The 18148-nt window shown below is 73.4% G+C and carries 16 protein-coding genes; 3 read left to right on the top strand and 13 right to left on the bottom strand.

The window, feature by feature from the left end; genetic code table 11:
- Positions 1 to 36: 36 nt before the first annotated feature.
- Genes AB0B45_RS34765 through AB0B45_RS34755 form a run of 3 tightly spaced genes read left to right on the top strand, consistent with a single transcriptional unit; the run spans position 37 to position 3022 of the window.
- Entirely contained in the window at positions 37 to 1791 is a 1755-nt protein-coding gene (locus tag AB0B45_RS34765) for a glycoside hydrolase family 15 protein (RefSeq protein ID WP_358139296.1), read from the top strand.
- 17 nt (positions 1792 to 1808) lie between these two features.
- Positions 1809 to 2816, top strand: coding sequence for a radical SAM protein (locus AB0B45_RS34760; protein WP_358139293.1), 1008 nt, complete (start codon positions 1809 to 1811; stop codon positions 2814 to 2816).
- The gene (locus AB0B45_RS34755) at positions 2816 to 3022 is read left to right on the top strand and encodes a radical SAM-modified peptide, FtsH ternary system-associated (protein WP_358139290.1); all 207 of its coding nucleotides are present in this window, start codon (positions 2816 to 2818) and stop codon (positions 3020 to 3022) included. The genes AB0B45_RS34760 and AB0B45_RS34755 overlap by 1 nt, the downstream gene beginning before the upstream one ends.
- Here AB0B45_RS34755 and AB0B45_RS34750 read toward each other — a convergent pair.
- From AB0B45_RS34750 to AB0B45_RS34690, 13 genes are read right to left on the bottom strand one after another with little or no spacing between them, the layout of a single operon-like run.
- Entirely contained in the window at positions 3004 to 6090 is a 3087-nt protein-coding gene (locus AB0B45_RS34750; RefSeq protein ID WP_358139287.1) for a WD40 repeat domain-containing protein, read from the bottom strand. The genes AB0B45_RS34755 and AB0B45_RS34750 overlap by 19 nt on opposite strands.
- Positions 6087 to 7640: a hypothetical protein gene (locus AB0B45_RS34745; RefSeq protein ID WP_358139284.1), complete on the bottom strand. Its 1554-nt coding sequence runs from the start codon at positions 7638 to 7640 to the stop codon at positions 6087 to 6089. Before AB0B45_RS34745 ends, AB0B45_RS34750 begins: the two co-directional genes overlap by 4 nt.
- A 49-nt stretch (positions 7641 to 7689) precedes the next feature.
- Positions 7690 to 8370: a hypothetical protein gene (locus AB0B45_RS34740; RefSeq protein WP_358139281.1), complete on the bottom strand. Its 681-nt coding sequence runs from the start codon at positions 8368 to 8370 to the stop codon at positions 7690 to 7692.
- Entirely contained in the window at positions 8367 to 8627 is a 261-nt protein-coding gene (locus tag AB0B45_RS34735) for a hypothetical protein (RefSeq protein WP_358139278.1), read from the bottom strand. Before AB0B45_RS34735 ends, AB0B45_RS34740 begins: the two co-directional genes overlap by 4 nt.
- Positions 8628 to 8629: 2 nt before the next feature.
- The gene (locus AB0B45_RS34730) at positions 8630 to 9424 is read right to left on the bottom strand and encodes a hypothetical protein (RefSeq protein WP_358139275.1); all 795 of its coding nucleotides are present in this window, start codon (positions 9422 to 9424) and stop codon (positions 8630 to 8632) included.
- Positions 9417 to 10595: an AAA family ATPase gene (locus AB0B45_RS34725; protein ID WP_358139272.1), complete on the bottom strand. Its 1179-nt coding sequence runs from the start codon at positions 10593 to 10595 to the stop codon at positions 9417 to 9419. Before AB0B45_RS34725 ends, AB0B45_RS34730 begins: the two co-directional genes overlap by 8 nt.
- On the bottom strand, positions 10595 to 12436 hold the full coding sequence (locus tag AB0B45_RS34720; RefSeq protein WP_358139269.1) for an ATP-binding protein: 1842 nt from the start codon (positions 12434 to 12436) through the stop codon (positions 10595 to 10597). The genes AB0B45_RS34725 and AB0B45_RS34720 overlap by 1 nt, the downstream gene beginning before the upstream one ends.
- On the bottom strand, positions 12433 to 13233 hold the full coding sequence (locus tag AB0B45_RS34715) for a hypothetical protein (protein WP_358139265.1): 801 nt from the start codon (positions 13231 to 13233) through the stop codon (positions 12433 to 12435). The genes AB0B45_RS34720 and AB0B45_RS34715 overlap by 4 nt, the downstream gene beginning before the upstream one ends.
- Entirely contained in the window at positions 13205 to 14242 is a 1038-nt protein-coding gene (locus AB0B45_RS34710; protein WP_358139262.1) for a JAB N-terminal domain-containing protein, read from the bottom strand. The genes AB0B45_RS34715 and AB0B45_RS34710 overlap by 29 nt, the downstream gene beginning before the upstream one ends.
- On the bottom strand, positions 14232 to 15719 hold the full coding sequence (locus AB0B45_RS34705) for an effector-associated domain EAD1-containing protein (RefSeq protein ID WP_358139259.1): 1488 nt from the start codon (positions 15717 to 15719) through the stop codon (positions 14232 to 14234). The genes AB0B45_RS34710 and AB0B45_RS34705 overlap by 11 nt, the downstream gene beginning before the upstream one ends.
- On the bottom strand, positions 15716 to 16726 hold the full coding sequence (locus AB0B45_RS34700; RefSeq protein ID WP_358139256.1) for a ThiF family adenylyltransferase: 1011 nt from the start codon (positions 16724 to 16726) through the stop codon (positions 15716 to 15718). Before AB0B45_RS34700 ends, AB0B45_RS34705 begins: the two co-directional genes overlap by 4 nt.
- A complete protein-coding gene (locus AB0B45_RS34695) occupies positions 16723 to 17286 on the bottom strand; it encodes a hypothetical protein (protein ID WP_358139253.1) in 564 nt (187 codons plus the stop codon). Before AB0B45_RS34695 ends, AB0B45_RS34700 begins: the two co-directional genes overlap by 4 nt.
- Positions 17283 to 18131, bottom strand: a complete 849-nt coding sequence (locus tag AB0B45_RS34690; RefSeq protein ID WP_358139250.1) for an effector-associated domain EAD1-containing protein — start codon at positions 18129 to 18131, stop codon at positions 17283 to 17285. The genes AB0B45_RS34695 and AB0B45_RS34690 overlap by 4 nt, the downstream gene beginning before the upstream one ends.
- Positions 18132 to 18148 lie beyond the last annotated feature (17 nt).

Here is an 18148-nt window from a genome sequence, read left to right as displayed (position 1 = left end):
CTGTCTTCGATCGAAGGTCCCTGTACCGTCAAGCTCATGCGGATCGAGGACTACGCCCTCATCGGGGACATGCAGTCGGCGGCGCTGGTGGCCCGCGACGGTTCGATCGACTGGCTCTGCCTTCCGAGGTTCGACTCGCCGTCCTGTTTCGGAGCGCTGCTCGGCAAGGAGAGCAACGGCCACTGGTGGCTCGGCCCCACCGGCCGGCCGGTGGCCGACCGGCGCCGCTACCGGGACGAGACGCTGATCCTGGAGACGGAGTACGACACACCGACGGGCACCGTCAGGGTGATCGACTTCATGCCGCCCCGCGACCGCAACCCCGACGTGGTGCGCATCGTCGAGGGCGTCTCCGGCACGGTGGAGATGTCCACCCAGATCAGGATCCGCTTCGACTACGGAAGGATCGTCCCGTGGGTGCGCCGCAGCGACGGCCATCTGCAGGCGGTCGGCGGCCCCGACTCCATCTGGCTGCACTCTCCCGTGCCGCTCAAGGGCGGCGACTACGCCCACCGCGCCACCTTCCACGTCAAGGAGGGCGAGCGCCTGGCCTTCACCTTCACCTGGCATCCCTCCCACGAGCCGATGCCGCGGCTGATCTCCGCCGAGGACCACCTCGTGCAGACCGAGGAGCTGTGGGCCGAGTGGGTGGGCCAGTGCACCTACAAGGGCCCGTGGCGGGAGGCGGTGGTCCGCTCGCTGATCACACTGAAGGCGCTCACCTACGCTCCCACGGGCGGCATCGTGGCCGCCCCCACCACGTCGCTGCCCGAGGACCTGGGCGGCGTGCGCAACTGGGACTACCGCTTCTGCTGGCTGCGCGACGCCACCATGACGCTCGACGCGCTCATCGGCTCCGGCTACCTCGACGAGGCCGCCGCATGGCGATCATGGCTGCTGCGGGCCATCGCGGGCAGACCTCAGGACCTGCAGATCATGTACGGCGTGGCAGGCGAGCGCCGGCTGCCCGAGATGGAGCTCGGCTGGCTCGACGGCTACGAGGACTCCCGCCCCGTGCGCATCGGCAACGCCGCGGTCAACCAGTTGCAGCTCGACGTCTACGGCGAGGTGCTCAACTGCCTCTACCTGTCGCGCACCTCCGGCCTGGCCGCCGACGACAGGGCGTGGTCGATCCAGCGGGAGCTGCTCGACTACGTGGAGGAACACTGGGACGAGCCCGACGAGGGCCTGTGGGAGGTGCGCGGCCCCCGCAGGCACTTCACGCACTCCAAGGTGATGTGCTGGGTGGCGATGGACCGCGGGATCAAGCAGGTCGAGAACTTCGGCCGCACGGGACCGGTCGAGCGGTGGCGCGAGGTGCGCGAGCGGATCCACCAGGAGATTTGCTCGAAGGGCTACGACGCCACCCGCAACACCTTCACCCAGTCCTACGGCTCCAGCGAGGTCGACGCGGCGCTGCTGCTGCTGCCGGTCGTCGGCTTCCTGCCGGTGGACGACCCCAGGGTGGCGGGCACGGTGACCGCGATCGAGCGGGAGCTGCTGTCGGACGGGTTCGTGCTGCGCTACCCGGTCGCCGAGGACAACGACGTCGACGGCCTGCCAGGCGGCGAGGGCGCCTTCCTGGCGTGCAGCTTCTGGCTGGTGGAGGTGATGGCGATGCAGGGCCGTACCGAGGAGGCGCGCGAGCTGCTCGATCGGCTGCTGACGCTGCGCAACGACGTGGGGCTGCTGGCCGAGGAATACGACCCGCGCTACGGGCGCCTGGTCGGCAACTTCCCCCAGGCCTTCTCCCACGTTCCTCTCGTCAACGCCGCCCGCGCCCTGTCGTAGGGACTACTGTCTCGGCCATGCAGTGGACCCCCGCGATACTCCACTCCCCCGCGGGCGAGCGGGTCAGGTGCGACCTGTGCCCGCACAGGTGCGCGCTCGCGCCGGGCCAGCTCGGCGCCTGCAAGGTACGGCGCGGCGCCGAAGGCGGCCTGGAGACCGCGACGTTCGCCACGTCGGTGGCCCACACCGACGCGGTCGAGCGCAAGCCGTTCTTCCACTACCGCCCTGGCACGCCCGCCCTCACGCTGGCCGCCCCCGGCTGCTCCTTCCGCTGCGACTACTGCGTCAACCACCTGCTGTCGCAGTACGGCCGCGAGGCCGACCTGCCGTGGGAGGCGACGCCCGTCGACGTGGAGGACGTCGTGGCGCGGGCGGCGGCCGTCGGCGGCTGCGTGGCGCTGTCGTACTCCGAGCCCTCGCTCGCCGTCGAGCTGACGCTGGCGCTGGCCGAGCGGGGCAGGCAGGCGGGGGTCGAGGTGGTGTGGAAGAGCAACGGGTTCCTCACCGCGGAGGCGATCGAGATCGTAGCGCCCGCGCTTGCCGCCGTCAACATCGATCTCAAGGGCCTGGACGACGCGAGGCACAGAAGGCTGACCGGCGCGCCGGCCGCGCCCGTGCTCGCGGCGATCAGGGCCTTCCACGAGGCGGGCGTGTGGGTGGAGGTCTCAACGCCGCTCGTCCCCGGCGTGAGCACCGCGGAGGAGGACGTTCGCGAGGTCGCCGCCGCGATCGCCGAAGTCGACCCGGGCATCCCCTGGCACCTGCTGCGCTTCACGCCCGCCTTCCGGATGAGCGGCACCGACCCCACGGGCCCCGAGGCGCTGGCCGCCGCCGTGGAGCTCGGCCGAGCCGCGGGCCTGCGCCATGTGTACGTGGAACGCGCGCTCGGCGCGCCGGGCCGCGCGACCAGATGTCCGGGATGCGGGGACACCGTGATCGAACGCGGCATATGGTCGCTGGAGGCCAGCCATCTCGTCGCGGGCGGCTGCCCCTCCTGCGGGACGAGCATCGAAGGGAGATGGTGATGGGTCACCGCTTCGTGGAGGACCTCCCCGACCTGATCCGGCCGGAGGAGTACCAGGACCATCCGGAGGGCCGCCTGGTCCGCGTCCGCATCAGGGTCACCGACGAGGGCGTTGAGGTGCTCGGCGACGCGATGCGGCCCGAGGTCGTCGAGCGCGTGCTCCGCTCGCTCGGCCAGGACCCCATCGATCAGATGCTGTGCGGCTGACCCGCGAGGATCCCCGCGATCACCTCGTACACCTCGTCGGCTCCCGCGCCCGGTGACAGGGAGAACGTCCTGGGCGCGCGGCGCCCGGCCGGGTGTCCCGGATAGTGGACCCGCACCATGGTGACCTCCCTGCCGCCCGGATAGGCCAGGTGGGGGTGGGTGAGCACCACCGTGCGCGGCTCGGCCGCGCCCTGCCCGAGCTGCGCGGCGGCGGACCTGGCCATGCGGGCGGCCTCGCCGACGGCGGGAGGGGTGAGCGCCGCCTCGCCCCACAGGTGCACGAGGTCGTTCGTGGTGGACAGCATGCGCGTCCTCGCCGGGGCCGCGAGCAGGATCAGCGCGCAGCGCCTGTGCCTGGCCAGCACGTTGGCGCACAGCAGGTGCGCCACCACGCGCAGGGTCGCGCCCACCGCGCCGTGCGCGGCGGGAGTGTCGTCCAGGACCACGATCATCGACTCGCTCACCGCGGGCACCGCGCCCTGCCTGGTGCGGTAGAGCAGCTCGTCGCGGACGTGCCTGGCGGTCAGCACCTGCGGCGGCAGCGCGAACTGCGAGGGCAGCAGCGCGCTCGGCTCGCCGTGCCTGGTGACGCCCGCCCGCGCCTCTCCGAGGCCGCGTCCCTGAGTCGCGCCCTCGTTCCACACCGAGGCCCGCACGCCGAGCAGCCTGCGCTGGCGCTCGGCCAGCGGCCACAGCGTCATGCCCTGCCTGCGCAGCCTGGCGGGCAGTTCGGGCTCGGCCGCGACGGCGTCCGGGCTGAGCAAGGTCAGCAGGGTGAGCACGCCGTCGTCGACGCGGTTGAGCGCCTCGACCAGCTCGGTCATCGGCACGGCGGCGGGCGCGGCGGGCACGGGCACGCCCTTCAGCGCGCGGGCCAGCGCGGCCTCCAGCCGCTCCGGCGGCACGGTGGCGGGTGCGGCGTGACCCGGCTCGGGCGGCAGGTCAGCGGCCACCAGGACGGCCAGGCCGAGGGCGGCGGGCACCGGCCAGTGCAGGGCGCGCAGCGCGACGACGGCGCGGTGACCGTCGAGCGCCTCCAGCGCCGCGGGGGCCCTGCTCACGACCAAGGTGAGCAGGTCGGCCAGCGTCGACAGCGGGACGCGCGCGCCCGCCGCCGCGGCCGCGGCGCCCAGCCTGGCCATGATCTCGGCCTCGTACGGCAGCCGCCCCTGCTCCCTCCTGGGCAGGGCTTCGCCCGGCAGGTCCCACAGCACGATCTGGCCCCCGTCGTAGGTCACGGCGAGGCGGTGGCCGTCGGGCGACCAGCGGACCGCCCACGCGTGCCGTACCGAGGGGTCGGGGGGTTGGAGGGTGTGCACCAGGCCGGCGCCCGGCTCCCACAGCTCCACCGCGCCGGGTGTGGCAGGCGAGGGGAAGGCCAACAGGCGCGAGTCGGGTGACCAGGTGAGGCAGGGGCCTCCTCCCGCCCCGTCCGATCGGCCGAGCCGCCGGCGCCGCCGCCAGTCCTCGGTGGACCACACGGTGACAGGAGCCCTGCCGCCCGTCGTGGTGGCGGCCAGGTGCCGGCCGTCCGGCGACCAGGCGACGGGGCCGACGCGCAGCCCGCCGAAGGCGGGGTCGGCCAGCCGTACCAGGCTGAGGGGGGCGTTCCCCTCCAAGGACCAGACGCCGACCTCCTCTCCCGACGGCGCGGCCAGCAGCCGCCCGTCGGGCGACCACGCGGGCCTGCCCGTGCCGACCCTGACGGGGATCGTCAGGGGTTGGGCTTCGAGGTCGCGATGGACGCGCAGCAGGGAGGCAGAGGCGACGGCGAGCGTCCTCGGGGCGGCGGGCGACCACGCGGGCGTGCCGCCGTGGAGGTCGGCCACCCGCTCGCCCGTGCTCGCGTCGAACACGGTGACGCGGTCGGGGTTCGCGCCGCCGACCGCCACGAGCGGGCCCGCCGTCTCGATCTCGTGCGCGGGCGCGTGGGGCAGGTCGCGGGCGAAGGCGGCGCCCGAGCGGGTGAGGATGCCGGGCGTGGTCTCGGCGTACCAGTCGGCGCCGTCGGGGCTCCAGCAGAAGCCGGGGTCGGGGCGGGCCGGGTCGCGGGGGGCGACGGAGGTCACGCGGGCGGCGGTCCTGGCGGGCGTCCTCGGCGCCCTGCCGACGGTGCGGGCGTTCTTGGCCGCCCAGCGGAGCAAGGAGCCGCCTGCGCGCTGGGCGTCGGTGGGCAGGCGGGTGTCGGACAGCCGCCACAGGGTGACGGTGCCGGCGTCGGTGCGGGCGGCGAGCAGGCCGTACGCGCCGACGTGCATGGTGGCCGGCTCGGTGAGCTGCGCGGGGACGGCCGGGGCAGGCGGCTCGTCCTCGGCGAGCTGCCTGTCGAGCAGGTGGACGGCGCCCTGTCCTGTCCCGACGAGGATGCGGGTGCCGTCCCTGCTGAAACCCAGCGCGACCGGACCGCCCGCCGGACGCCACGGGGTGGCCGCCTCCCTCCTGGTGCGCACGTCGACCGTGCGGACGTCGCGGATGCCCGCGACGGCGACCAGCGCGCCCTCCCTCGACCAGGCCAGCCGGGAAGGGAACAGGTCGCCCACGCCCACCGAGGCGATCATCGTGCGGTCGGCCCTGCGCCAGAACTGGATCGCCCGCGACCTGGCCACGCACAGCTCGGCGCCCGAGGGGTCGAAGGCCAGCGCCCTGACCGGATCGGAGCGGCCGGGCCAGGCGACCACGGCCGAGGTGCCCCTGTCGAGCAGGAAGATCGTTCCCTCTCTCGTGCCGAGGGCGGCGGTCATGCCGTCGCCGCTGAGCGCCAGCGCCGTCACGTCGGCGCGTCCGGTCAGCTCGCCGGGCAGCGCGAAGGGCTCGCCCGAGTCGGCGGCGAAGACGAGCAGTCGCGCCCCGCACACGAGGAAGACCTGGTCGGAGTCGGGTGTCCAGGCCGCTTCCACCGGCAGCTCGACGGGTGCGTGGACGGGCGCCGACCACACCGGAGGGCCCTCGTGCTCGCGGACCTCGGCGCGCCCGCGTGCGACGGTGAACAGCGCCGAGCCGTCGGCGGACAGGCTGACGCAGCGGCAGTCGTCGACCGCGATCCTGGCCAGCGGCTCGGGCGCGCTCACTCGTTCTCCTGGGTGGCCGCGCGCTCGTACATGCGTCCCGCCATGTGCGGGTCGCCCGCCTGCCTGTACCTGTGCGCGGCCTCGGCGTACTTGCCCGCCAGTTCCAGCGCGAGGGCCTCGGCGCGCAGCTCGACGGCGGCCACGACGGCGGGCGCGGCGGCCGCCTGAGCCACGGGTTCGGGGCGGGGCAGTTCCATCGCGTCGAACCTGTCGAGCAGCGCCGCGAGCGCGCCCGTCGGCGGGGCGGCGTCGACGGCCGGGGGCTCCCGCAGCCACAGCGCCCACACCGGCACCGCGTTGCGCAGGGCGAGGCGGTGACTGCCGTCGGCGCAGACGACGACCACGCTCCTGCCGTCGAGGCCGAAGGCCCTGGCCCTGGCGGCGGGGGGCAGGCTCGGCCGCAGCGCGTGACCCGACTCGACGTAGAGCCCCGCGGGCCCTGCCGCGCGCAACGGCACGCCGAAGGGAAGCGCTCCCGCACCGCCGCCCGGCTCGGTCAGCAGGTGGTGGCCGTCGCCGACGAGGAGGAAGGCCCGTTCGGCCGCGGGGTTGCCCGACAGGTAGGACCGCAGCACGCGCAGGTCTGCGTCAGTGAGCAGCTTGGCGTCCTCGGCCTGGCCGTCGCCGGGCGTCCTGACCAACCGCACCCGCACGGCCAGGTCGGCAGGTCGGCGCTCGGGGGCGGGCCGCGCGGGCGGCTGGATCGCGGGGGCCAGGCCGAGCGGTGGCTCCATCTCAGGGCTGCGATCGGCGATCTTCCAGACGCCCTGCTCGGGCCCTCCCATGATCCACCTCTCCCGCTCGGGCACCCTGGCGGCGAGGTCGGCGTCGGTCAGCGGCAGCTCGGCCCGATGGTCGACCAGCAACCGCTGCTCCCCTGCCCTGCACACGATCGTGTACGGCATGCGGGCCAGCGCGTTCAGCATCGACCTCGGCAGCGCGCCCCTGCCGCCCGTGACGCGCAACAGCACCGCGGCCCTGCCCCCCTCGCCCGAGAAGGCGGGCTCCAGCCGTACCGAGGAGACGCGCATCGCCAGCGCCCCGTCGTGGTACCTGTTGAGCGCCCAGCGCGCGATGGCGGCGGTCGTGACGACCACGACCTCGCGCTGGGCGCCCCCTTCGGCGGCGAGCGGGGCGTGCGCGGCCAGCTCCACCCAGCCGACCTCCGGCCACGCCTCCAGCCGGCTCACGTCCACCCGGTGCCCCGACGGGCCCCTGAGCGCACCGCCCACCGAGGCGTACGGCAGGCCTCCCGCCACCCACACCAGCTCGGCGTAGTGCGAGGGCGCGTGCTCGCGCAGCACCCACAGCGCCCCCTCGGGCGAGCGCACGCAGCGCGGGGGCAGCGCGGCGTCGTTGGCCGCCGCCACGAACGCCAGCGCCTCCCGCTCCGCGGCGAACCGCCCCGCGAGCAGATCGTCGGGGAAGGCGTGGGGAGCGGGTTCGGGCCGCTCGCCCGGCGGCGGCTGCTGGTCGCGCCTGGTCAGCACGAACGGCTGCGGCCGCGCGGGCGCCCGCTGCTCCTCGCGCCTGCGCCGCCACGCGCTCACCCGGCGCTCCTGTCTCGCCTCACCGCGGCGAGGACGCCACTCACCCCGCTCACCCCGCTCTCCTCTCTTCGGTTTCGGCGGGGATGCCGCTGGTACCGCCGAGCGCCCGCTCGGCCCACGCGCGCCAGCGTCCCGCCGCGCCGCGCAGGCCGCTGCGGTGGGCGGCGGCGAACACCAGGGCTGCCAGGTCGTACCTGGCCACCTCCGTGGCCGCCTCGACCGCCCACCTCTCCACCAGCAGCCGTTCGGCCGCGGGCCTTACCTGATCCAGGTCGCGCTCGACGGCGGCGAGGGCCGCGGCCAGCGGCCTCGCGTCGTCGCCTCCCTCGCCTGACAAGACCGCGCACATGGCCAGGGCCACATCGTGGCGCAGCCGCTCTCCGAGGGTGGCGGGCACGTGCCCGCGCAGCAGCCATCCGCCCCGCTCGGGCTTCCTGCCGGCGACGATGAAGGTCCACGCGGCCTCCAGCGGCTTGCCGACCTGCTCCCAGCACTCGGCGGCGGCCTCGGGCCTGCCCACGGCCAGGTGGCAGCGGGCCGCCTCGGCCACGCTGCCCGCCCGCAGGTAGCAGGCGGCCGCCCGCTCCAGCTCTCCCGCCCGCTCGTACAGCTCGGCCGCGGCAAGCGGCTCGCCCGCCTCCTGCCTGCAACGAGCGGCGTCCAACAGGTGGCCCGCCTCCTCGTAGGCGAGCGCGGCCTGCCCGAGCCAGTGCCGTCGCCTGCCGGTCATTCGCTCCGCTGCTCCTTCTCCCGCGCGGCCTCCAGCTCGTCCGGGTTGATCTCGGGCGCCTCGGGCTCGGGCAGGAGCCTCGGGTCGATCTCCTCGGGCGCCGCCCGCCGTTCGACGACGGCGCCGACGAGCCTGGCCACACCGTCGTGGGTGGCGTCGTGGTCCTCCCCCTCGCGCTCACGGCCCAGATCGTCGATGACGAACTCCTCGACCTGCCCCGTCTCCTTGTTGACTCTGAACACCACCTTGAACCGCACGGTCAGGCCTCCATCTCGAACTGGATCTCGATGAAGCCCTCGCCGTCGACGACGGAGTAGTTCTCCGCGTTGTTCTGCTGGGCGAACTCCCTGATGGCCTGGGCGTAGCTGGCCGCGATCAGCCCCATGACGTCCTTGAGCGTCTGCCTGTGCACCTCGGCGAGGCGGGCGTCCGCACGCTGGCCGAGGTCCTGGCCGACGACCAGCCGCCGTTCGGCCAGCGCCGCCTCCGCCCTTCTGCGGGCCTCGTCCTCCACCGCCCCCGCCTCGGTGTTCATGCTGTAGCTCGCGGCCTCCTGCGCGTCCAGCCTGAGCCGCTCGGCACGCTCGGCCGCCAGCTTGTCCGCCCTGGCCTCGGCCTGTTTCCTGGCCTCGCGTTCCGCGCGTTCCTTGGTGCGCCCGCGCCAGCCGTCGTTGTCATAGCTGCCCTCGCCCTCGCCCTCGACCTCGTCGGTGACCTCGCCCTCGACGACCTTGCCCGCGATGCCGACGGCCTCGACCGCCTCGGTCAGCGAGATGACGATCTCCAGGTCTCCCACGCCCGGCTGGTAGGCGACGTGGCCGCCCGGCACCCGCATGCGGTATTCGCCGTCGGCCCACTCCCACCGAGGGTCGCCGCCGAGCGCCTGCTCGAAGGCGCGCAGCGCGCCCTCGCCCAGCATCGACCTGAGTGGCTGGGTCAGCCTGGACTCGCCGGTCGCCTCTCCCGAGGCGGTCACCGTGCGTTCGATCTCGGCCCGCCACGCCTCGGCGATCCTGCGGGTGGCTCTGACCTTGACGCGTCTCGGGTTACACATGTCCGTCTCCCTGGGGGTCGTCGAGAAGTGCGGCCACCTCGGCGAGGAGGGCGTGCACGCGTTGCTGGGCGGCGAGCTCGCCGCGGTGGTCGGCGCGCAGCTGCCGGTGGACCTCGTTGATGCCGCGCATCGCCACGATCACGCCCGCCTGCGTGGGGGCTCCCGCCTTGCCGAGCACGGCCATGGCGTGGTGCCTGGCCAGCGCCTCGAGCTCGGCGGCCGTGCGTCCGCCCGAGGGGCTCTGCCCGCCGTCGGCCACCACCCTGTCGCCCACGGCCTCGCGCAGCGCGCCCGCGTCGCCTGGCTCGGTCCAGATGTGGGCGACGGGCCACAGGTCGACCGGCCTGGCAACGAGGGACCGGCGCAGCAGCGCGGCCGCGGCGACCAGCTTCTGCCCGCGCACGATCCTGCGGTCGGACAGCGTGACGCCCTGGGCGAGCACGTCGGTGATCACCTCGGCGTAGGCGTCGCGCACGGGGCCGAGATCGACCTCGGCGAGCTTGCCCGACAGCGCGAGCAGGTCCCGCAGCCTGATCGGCGGGATGGCGAGCGCGGCGGCCCCGTCGCCGGCGACCCGCTCGCGCTCCTGCTGCCAGCCCCGCTTGAGCAGCTCGGGCATCATGGTGCGGGCCACCTGCTCGACCTCCATGCGCAGCAGGAACCTGTCGCCGAAGGCGCGCAGCGCGGGATCCTCCGGCAGCTCGCTCGACGCGCCGAACAGGCTCACCAGCGGCACCCGCTCCCTGCTGGCGCCGTTGAAGAAGTAGCGCTCGTTCACCACGCTGAGCAGCGTGTTGAGGATGGCGCTGCTGCCCTGGAAGACCTCGTCGAGGAAGGCGATCTCGGCGTCGGGCAGCATGTCGTCGGTCTTGACCCGGTAGACGCCCTTCTGGAAGCGCTCGAAGTCGAGCGGCCCGAACAGCTCCGACGGCTCGGTGAACCTGGTCAGCAGGTAGGTGAACGATCTGGCCTGGATGAGTCCCGCGAAGTGCGCCACCAGGTCGGTCTTGGCCGTGCCGGGCGGGCCGAGCAGCAGCATGTGCTCCCTGCACACGGCCGCCACCACCAGCAGCCTGGCCGCGTCCCTCCTGCCCACGTAGCGGCCGTCCAGCTCGCGGACGATGGTGCCGAGCTGCTGGATCGTGGCGATGTGCCCCTGGTCGAGTGCCATTACCTGCCCGCCCTGCTGGTCTGCTGCTCGCGCTTGGCCCGCTGCTGCAGTCCGACCAGCTCGCCGATGCGTTCGGCGCCGGCGGGCACGCCCTCCCAGCGCTCGCCGACGAAGGCGTCGCGGAACAACGCCCTGATCTCGTCGCCGTTCCAGCCCTTGGTCGTGTGGATGAGCGGCTCGACGATGCCGCTCACGTTCACGCCGTAGCGGCGGGCGTGCACCTTGATGATGCCGCGCCTGGCGTCCTCGTCGGGCAGCCCGATGTGGAAGCTCTGGAACCTGCTCGGGCGCAGCAGCGCCCTGTCGATGATCTCCAGCCGGTTGGTGGTGCCGATGACGATCATCTGCACGTCGGGCCTGAAGCCGTCCATCTCGGTGAGGATCTGCGCCACCATCGCGTTGCCCGCGCGGCTGCCGCCGTCCTCCGAGCTGGTACGGCTGGCGGCGATGGAGTCGAACTCGTCGAAGACGATGACCGAGGGAGCGTTCCGCCGCGCCTCGGCGAACAGCTCCCTGATGCGCCGCTCGCTCTCGCCGACGTACTTGTTGGTCACCTCGGGCCCCGAGACGACCTGGATCGTGGCCTCGAGCTCGTTGGCGATGGCCTTGGCGAACAGCGTCTTGCCGGTGCCAGGCTCGCCGTGGAAGATGAAGCCGCGCGGGATCAGCTCGCCGCGCAGCCGCTGGTCGGGACCCGTCAGGCTCCTGGCGGCCGTCATGATCTGCAGCGAGCGCAGGATCTGCCGCTTCACCTCGGCGTAGCCGCCGATGTCGTCGAAGCTGACATCGGGGATCTCGAAGCTGGCCGACATCTGCGCCTTGAACTTCCTGATCATCGTCGGCAGGTCCTTGACCGTGACGCCGTTGAGGCCCTCGGTCTCCTGCAGGGCGTAGCGCATGGTCTGGCGCAGCCGTACCGGGTTGAGCCCGACGACGTACTTGTAGAAGTCGGTGCCGTCGAGCCCGGCGAACCTGTCGGCCTCGGCCTGGGTGACCAGGGCCTGCTCGATGGAGGCCAGGCTGGAGTCGACCGGGTGGCGCACGTACCTGGGGCTGCCCTCGATGGTCATCCTGACCGCGAAGCGGGCGGCCAGCACCTCGGGCACGCTCAGCGACGGGTCGGCGAAGGCCAGGATCACCTGCCTGTCGGCGCCGTACAGCAGCTCGATCAGGTCTCTGGTCTCGTTGGCCAGCGCGTTGTCGGTGCCGCCGCCGAGCAGGTCGAGGTGGGTGATGACCAGGACGTCCTGGGAGCCGAGCTCGCGCAACATGTCGCGGAGCCTGGCCAGCAGCCGCTGGCGCAGGCTGGCCAGCACCGGCTGGGGCCGCATGTCGACCGGCGGCTCGGTGTCCTCGCCCACCGGGGCCTGCACCTCCAGCAGGCGCGGCATGGCCGCGGTCTGCCGCACGATGTGGTCGGCCAGGTGCGGAACGACGATCTTGTCGCACACGATCAGCACCGACAGGCCCGCCCGCAGGAACGAGGCGGCTTCGCGCACGTAGTCGTCGTAGGCGAGCCTGGTGGCCTGAGCCTCGCTCAGCTCCACGGGCCTGGCGGGGCCGTCGCCGTGCCCGTCGCCGTGCTCGTCGCCGGCGGGCTCGGCAGCGGGCGGGGCGACGGGCGCGGGCCGGTACAGCGGCCTGCCGTCCACCTGGTCGAGCGGGATCTGCCGCAGCCTGAACGTGCTCAGCCGCAACTGCGCCCATCCCTCCTCCAGCGGCGCGAGCAGCAGGAAGGGACCCGAGGCGAGGGCCTGGCCGAGCGGGGTGTCGCCGGGCACGGCGGCCAGCGAGGCGCCCTCGCCCGCGACCACCACCTCGAGCGGGATGTAGTCGGTCACGTGGCCTCCAGCGTCCGCACCCGGCGGAAGAGGTTGGTCCATTGGTGGTAGTCGATGAGCTCGTGGCGGCCGCGCAGCAGCGCGGGCGCGGCGGCCTCCAGCTCGGCCAGTGCCCGCCACCAGGTCGCGACGGGAGCGGCGGCGGCGACGTCGCCCTCCATGGCCGAGCGCCACGCGGCCCTCGCCATGCGCTCGTGCTCGGCGCGGAAGTGGACGAGCGCGCTCTCGTAGACGTCGAGGACCAGGTCGACGTCCTCGTGGCGGAGCCAGGCCAGCGTGTCGCCGCGCCAGCCGTACTGCTCGGGTTCGGTGACGGGCCTGGCGAAGCCCAGCGTGAGCAGCCGCCTGGCCTGCCTGTCCTGGCGCAGCCTGTCGACCAGGTCGTCGCAGTCCTGCGCGCCCGCCGGCCCCGGCCGGTCGAGGCAGCCAGTGAGCGGCGAGCTGTCCCTCAGCACGTCGGCGAGCCCCGGCGCGTACGGCACGGCCGCTCCCGCCACGGCGTGATAGGTCAGCAGGTCGTAGGCGGTGCGCGGCTTGGGCACCGCGTGGGCCAGCTCGAACGAGCGCCGCTCGCCACGGGCGCCCACGGCCGCGGCGAGCAGCACCACGCCCAGCCCGGGCGGTCGGCGGTCGCCGAGCGGAGGCCCCGAGAGGCGCAACCTGGCCGTGGTGGCGCCGGCCAGGCGCGCGATGCTCGCCATGACCTCGTCGCCGGGGTCGAGCAGGCCGCGCGCGGTGCCGAGGTCGCCCTCGGGAGGCGGGCCCGCGCTATCGGGAGCCCGCGTCAGGGCCCACACCAGGACTCGTCCTGCGGTACTGACCGCGCTCATCGGCCACCCACTGCGAACACTGCTCCAGCCTTTCGCCGTCGGCCGCGCGACCGTAGAAGCGCAGCGTGCGCCCGTTCCTCGACAGGTTGAGCAGGGCCGCCACCTGCCATGGCCGCAGGAACGTGGCCCTGTGCAGGTCCACGTCCGTGGCCGACAACCCCATGCCGACATCCACTCCGCGCAGGTGCGTGTGGTACCAGCCGACCAGTTCCTCGCCCTTGCCCCTGTCGGCGATCATCTGGTTGACCGCGAGGAAGGAGTCGCCGGTGAAGGTGAAGTGGATCGCCCCAGCGCCCGATCGGTGGGCCGGGGTGACGTGCGTGATCTCCACCAGGTGGGCGTCGGCGGCTCTGCTGACCCTGCCGATGAGGAAGCCGCCCTCCTCCAGCCGCTCCGACAGCTTCATCCCGCCCGTCAGCTGGACGTGGACCTCGCCGGGCATCAGCACGTTGACGGGGCCCAGCCTCCCGGGGTCCAGGCCGAGCGCGGCGGGGTCGACGAGCTCGGCCTCGGCGCCCTCGACCTTGGTGACGGTGAACGGGAGCCGTTTTCGGCGCTGCAGGTCCACCTGCACCGCGCCCTCCACCTGCGGTGTGGGCCGGCCGGCGTCCAGGTCGAACAGCCCGGCCCTGATCCTGAACGACCAGTGGGTCTCCGCGGGGTCGAGCCTGGTGACGACGCCGGTCAGGACCGAGCCGACCAGCTCGTTGACCGAGTGCTTGCCCTCGTAGATCGTCTCGCCGCGCCGTACCGCGGTGAGGGTCAGGAAGCCGACCTCCTCGCCCAGGTTGACCAGGCGCGGCGGACCCATGATCGGGTTGGGGTCGCGCTCGCGGTGCAGCTCCATGAACAGCCTGGTCTCGTCGGTGGCGAGCCCGACCAGTTCCTTCAGCGCCTCTCGCAGCACGGGTGCGAGGGCGAGCCGCGCGTGGTAGGTCTCCTGCTCGCCCTTGTACAGCTCGATCTCAACGGCCATCGGGGTCCTCCATCGGGCTGATCCACAGCAGCGGCGCCCTGCCCTCGCCGCGCACCCCGCCCGGGCCGCGTTCCTCGATCAGCTTGCCGCCCATCGCGGTGATCGCCGCCTGCCCCTTGGCGGACTTGGCCCAGAAGGCGGCGACCGGGTCGGGCCAGGTGTCGGCGTCGACGACGTCGTAGTTCTGGTAGCTGCCGATGTCGACGAGGAGCTGGCAGAGCGAGCCGAAGTCGAGGTCCGGCCGGTAGCCGTTCATCAGCGCGCCGAGGCAGACCTGGTTGTGGTGGGCGTGCTGGGAGGGCGCCGGCTTGCGCCAGATGTTGGGATGGAAGACCTCGGTCTCCCAGATGACCAGCGGCGCGCTCACCGGGAACATCGGCGGCAGGAAGATGGCCAGGTCGTGCCGGGCGATGGGCACGGGATCGAGCTCGTCGAACGGCCATTCCTGCAGCGGCAGGCCGGGGTGGAAGAAGGAGTCGATGTCGTCGGGCGGTGCGAAGCCCGGAGCGTCGAAGGAGATGTGGAAGCGGTTGGGCAGGTCCTCGTTGTCGTACCTGGCGATCCTGAAGGCGTGACCGGTCTGCTCGAACCTCCTGATCTGGGCACGGGCTCGCATCTGGGCCCGCATCCGCATGACGGGGTTGACGGAGCCCGCGGTGGCCTCGGCGCCGACGTGCAGGCTGTCCTCGTCCTTGACCCCTACCTCGTGCAGGCACAGCTGGGGGTCGACCAACCGCTGCCTGCCGCCGCCCTGCGCGCTCTCGTGGTCGATCACGGTCCGCACGACGCCTCCCCGCCGGTCGGTCATCGCGGGCGACTGCTGGATCACCGCCTGCGCGATGTCCTCGGGCAGCATCGTGGCAGGCACCCCCGTCAGCTGGTACGGCGTGCCGTCGGGCCCGTAGACCAGCAGGAGCCGGTACAGGTAGGGCCTGAAGCTGTAGTGCTCGTAGGACACCTGGCAGCCCGGCTCCCACGCGTCGACCACCTGCTGGAGGCGGTTGACGACCTCCTGGCGGGCCTCGCCGGGGTCGGAGACGCGCACCCCGCACTGCTCCCTGGCGACGTAGACCAGCTCGGCGTCGGGGTCGACCTCCCTGCGCACCAGCTCCTCGAACTCCGCAGCCTTGTCGACGCCGGTGAGCAGGAGCGTCGGGCACGGCCCGTCCGCGGTGAGGGGCTGCGGCGGCGTCTCTCCCGCAGGGGGTCTGCGGGACGCCTCGTCCTTCTCCCTGAGCGCCTGGAGCTCCCTGTTGGTGGGGAAGTGCGCGGCCACGGCGTCGAGCAGGACCGTCATGCCGTCCTCCACGGGCATCACGCCCTGCTCGACGCGGCTGACGACCTGCTGCCAGAAGGCCAGGGGGGTGGCGAACTGCGGCATGTGCGGCCGGGGGTAGTCGATGGTGGTCAGCAGGACCCGCGCCGACGCCTCGTCGTCGTACAGCCCCGCGAGCAGGGCGACCAGCTCGTTCCTCACCTGGGGTCCTTCCCTTCCGGCCGCGACGTGGCCAGTTCGATGTACCGCACGTGCTCGTGGGGCGAGGTCCTGATCGCAGGAAGCAGCTCGCCGGGGGCGATCCCCAGCTCGCCGATCGCCGACCCGGCGAGGGCGGCGTCGATCTCGACAGGACCGTGGGGGTCGGAGGGGTCGACCGAGTTCCAGGCCTGCAGGCGCTCTCCAGGGCGGATCATGGCCAGCAGCGCCGCGACGGGAGAGGCCACGGTCAGGGCGGTGCGTGTGACGTACCTGGCGGGGATCGGCTCGTGGAGGGGGCAGGTGGGGTCGGCGGTCAGCGCGACCCTGCGGCTCTCCCCCGCCACCGGGTCCAGCCTGACCAGGCCCTCGGCGACGGGCAGCCCGAACAGCACCCTGACGGCGTGGGTCACCAGCCAGGAGGCGACCATCGCGGAGATCGGCGCGGAGGCGCCCATCTCGTCGGGGATGCCGCAGGCCATGGAGGTGGGCGGCAGGGCCCGCTCGCCGCTGGTGCACCCGCACCCGTAACAGGGTCCGTCGGGCGGGTACCAGCGCACCTCGCCGCCCCACGGGTGGGTGCCGCCGTCGAGCATGGCCGCGCCGACCAGGCCGCAGCGCGCGGCCAGCTGGACGCGGTCGGCGATGCTGTCGAGGCAGCTGATGACCAGGTCGGCGTCGCGCAGCTCGGCCAGGCCGACGCCGCGCGCGTGCTCGGTCCCGCGGGCCGCCACCGCGGTGGCGGGCGCCAGCGCGCGCAGCGCCGAGGCCGCGGCCTCCACCTTGGGCCTGCCGACGTCCGCGCCGGTGAAAAGCGAGCCCCTGCTCAGGTTGGACTCGCTGACCAGGTCGGGATCGCACAGCACGAGCGCGCCGACGCCCGCCTGCGCCAGCAGCCTGGCCGACTCGGTGCCGAGCGCGCCCACGCCGATGACCACGGCCGTCGCCTCGCTGAGCACGTCCTGGTCCCAGTGCGGGATGAGCAGTTGCCTGGCGTAGCGTTCGATCACCGCTCCTCCACCTTCGTGAAGGTGGTGGGGCAGGTGAGCAGGGGGCCGTTGCTGACCCACTCGTCGTAGCAGGTGTTGCCGCCGCCGGGGTCGCGATGGACACCGAGCCCACAGCGCGGCTCGCGCGGGCTGCACGGGCAGATCACCGCCGACTCGAAGGGGCGGAAGGAGTCGCTGCAGAAGGCGCACTGCCTGCGTGGGATGACCGGCAGCAGCAGGGGGTGTCCCGGCAGCAGGAGGACGGCGTCGGTGCCGGGCGGCAGCGGGTTGGCGGCGTCGACGGCGGCGTGGAAGGCGCGGGACAGGCCGTCCTCGGGCGGGTCGTAGTCGGTCACCAGGCCGCTGCAGGGCAGCGTGGGGCTGTGGTGCCTGACCACGGTGGGCGGCCCGTGGACGACGTGGACGTTGTCGGCCTCCCTGAAGGTGTGGCCGCAGACCTGGCACCAGTCGGCCAGCCAGAAGGAGTCGTTGGTGGTCAGGGCGGGGCCGTCGGCGCCCGAATTGGCGGGGTCGAGGCCGCGCCTGTTGCCTTGCCAGAAGGCTTCGACCTCGTCGCTCACAGATCCCCTTCCCCGTCGAGGTAGCGCAGGCACGAGGTGTCGTGTCCGGCGAGCGCCATGCGGGCGCGGCCCAGCGCGAAGGCCTCCCTGACGCTTCTGCCCTCGGCCAGGCCCAGGTAGAAGCCCTCGCTGAAGAGGATCGCCGCCGCGTCGGGCAGCTCCTGCGTGCAGCCCGTCACCGCGTCGGCGGCGGTGCGGAAGACCTCCGCCTGCTCGCCGGTGTAGCAGGCGCTGAGCACGACGCAGCGCAGCGGCCCCGTCGCCGCGAAGGCGGTGGCCAGGCCTTGGGCGGTCACCGTGGCCGACACGTGGACGGTGTCGGCGAAGACCAGCCCCTCGTGGTCGGCGTGGCCCGCGAAGTGGACCACATGCGGCCTGACCGCCAGCAAGGCGGGAAGGATGTCGCCGGTCCTCGTCGCCGTCCGCGCGCTGACCTCGACGCGCCGCCCCGAGCGCTCGGCCGCCAGCTGGATGCGGCGCAGATCCTCGTCGAGGTCGAGCGGGTCCTGGTCGCGCGGCGAGGCCAGCAGGCACAGCACCCGCAACGGCCCCCCTTCGACCGCGCCCGCGCCCCGCGCGGCCGTCTCCTGCGCGCCCGCCAGCGCGCGCAGCGCGGTGTTGCGCGGGTAGTCGGCCGCCGCTCGCGCCACCAGGTCGTCGAGTGTGAACGCGAAGGCACCCTTCTCCACCTCCTGGCAGACCGCGAGCCAGTAGTCCCTCGCCCTGCGGGCGCCGCGCACCGGCAGGCGGGCCCGGTTGGCGCCGAGCGCGGCCAGTAGCAGGGTGGAGCTGTCGTCGTCGGGATAGAGCTCGCCGAGCGTGTCGAAGGCTGACTCGCGCAGCATGCGTTGAAGGGTCAGAG

It is taken from the genome of Nonomuraea sp. NPDC049152 (assembly GCF_040648355.1).
Taxonomy (GTDB): domain Bacteria; phylum Actinomycetota; class Actinomycetes; order Streptosporangiales; family Streptosporangiaceae; genus Nonomuraea.
Note: the sequence above shows the minus strand (reverse complement) of the source record. Positions and strands in the feature narration are given on the sequence as shown.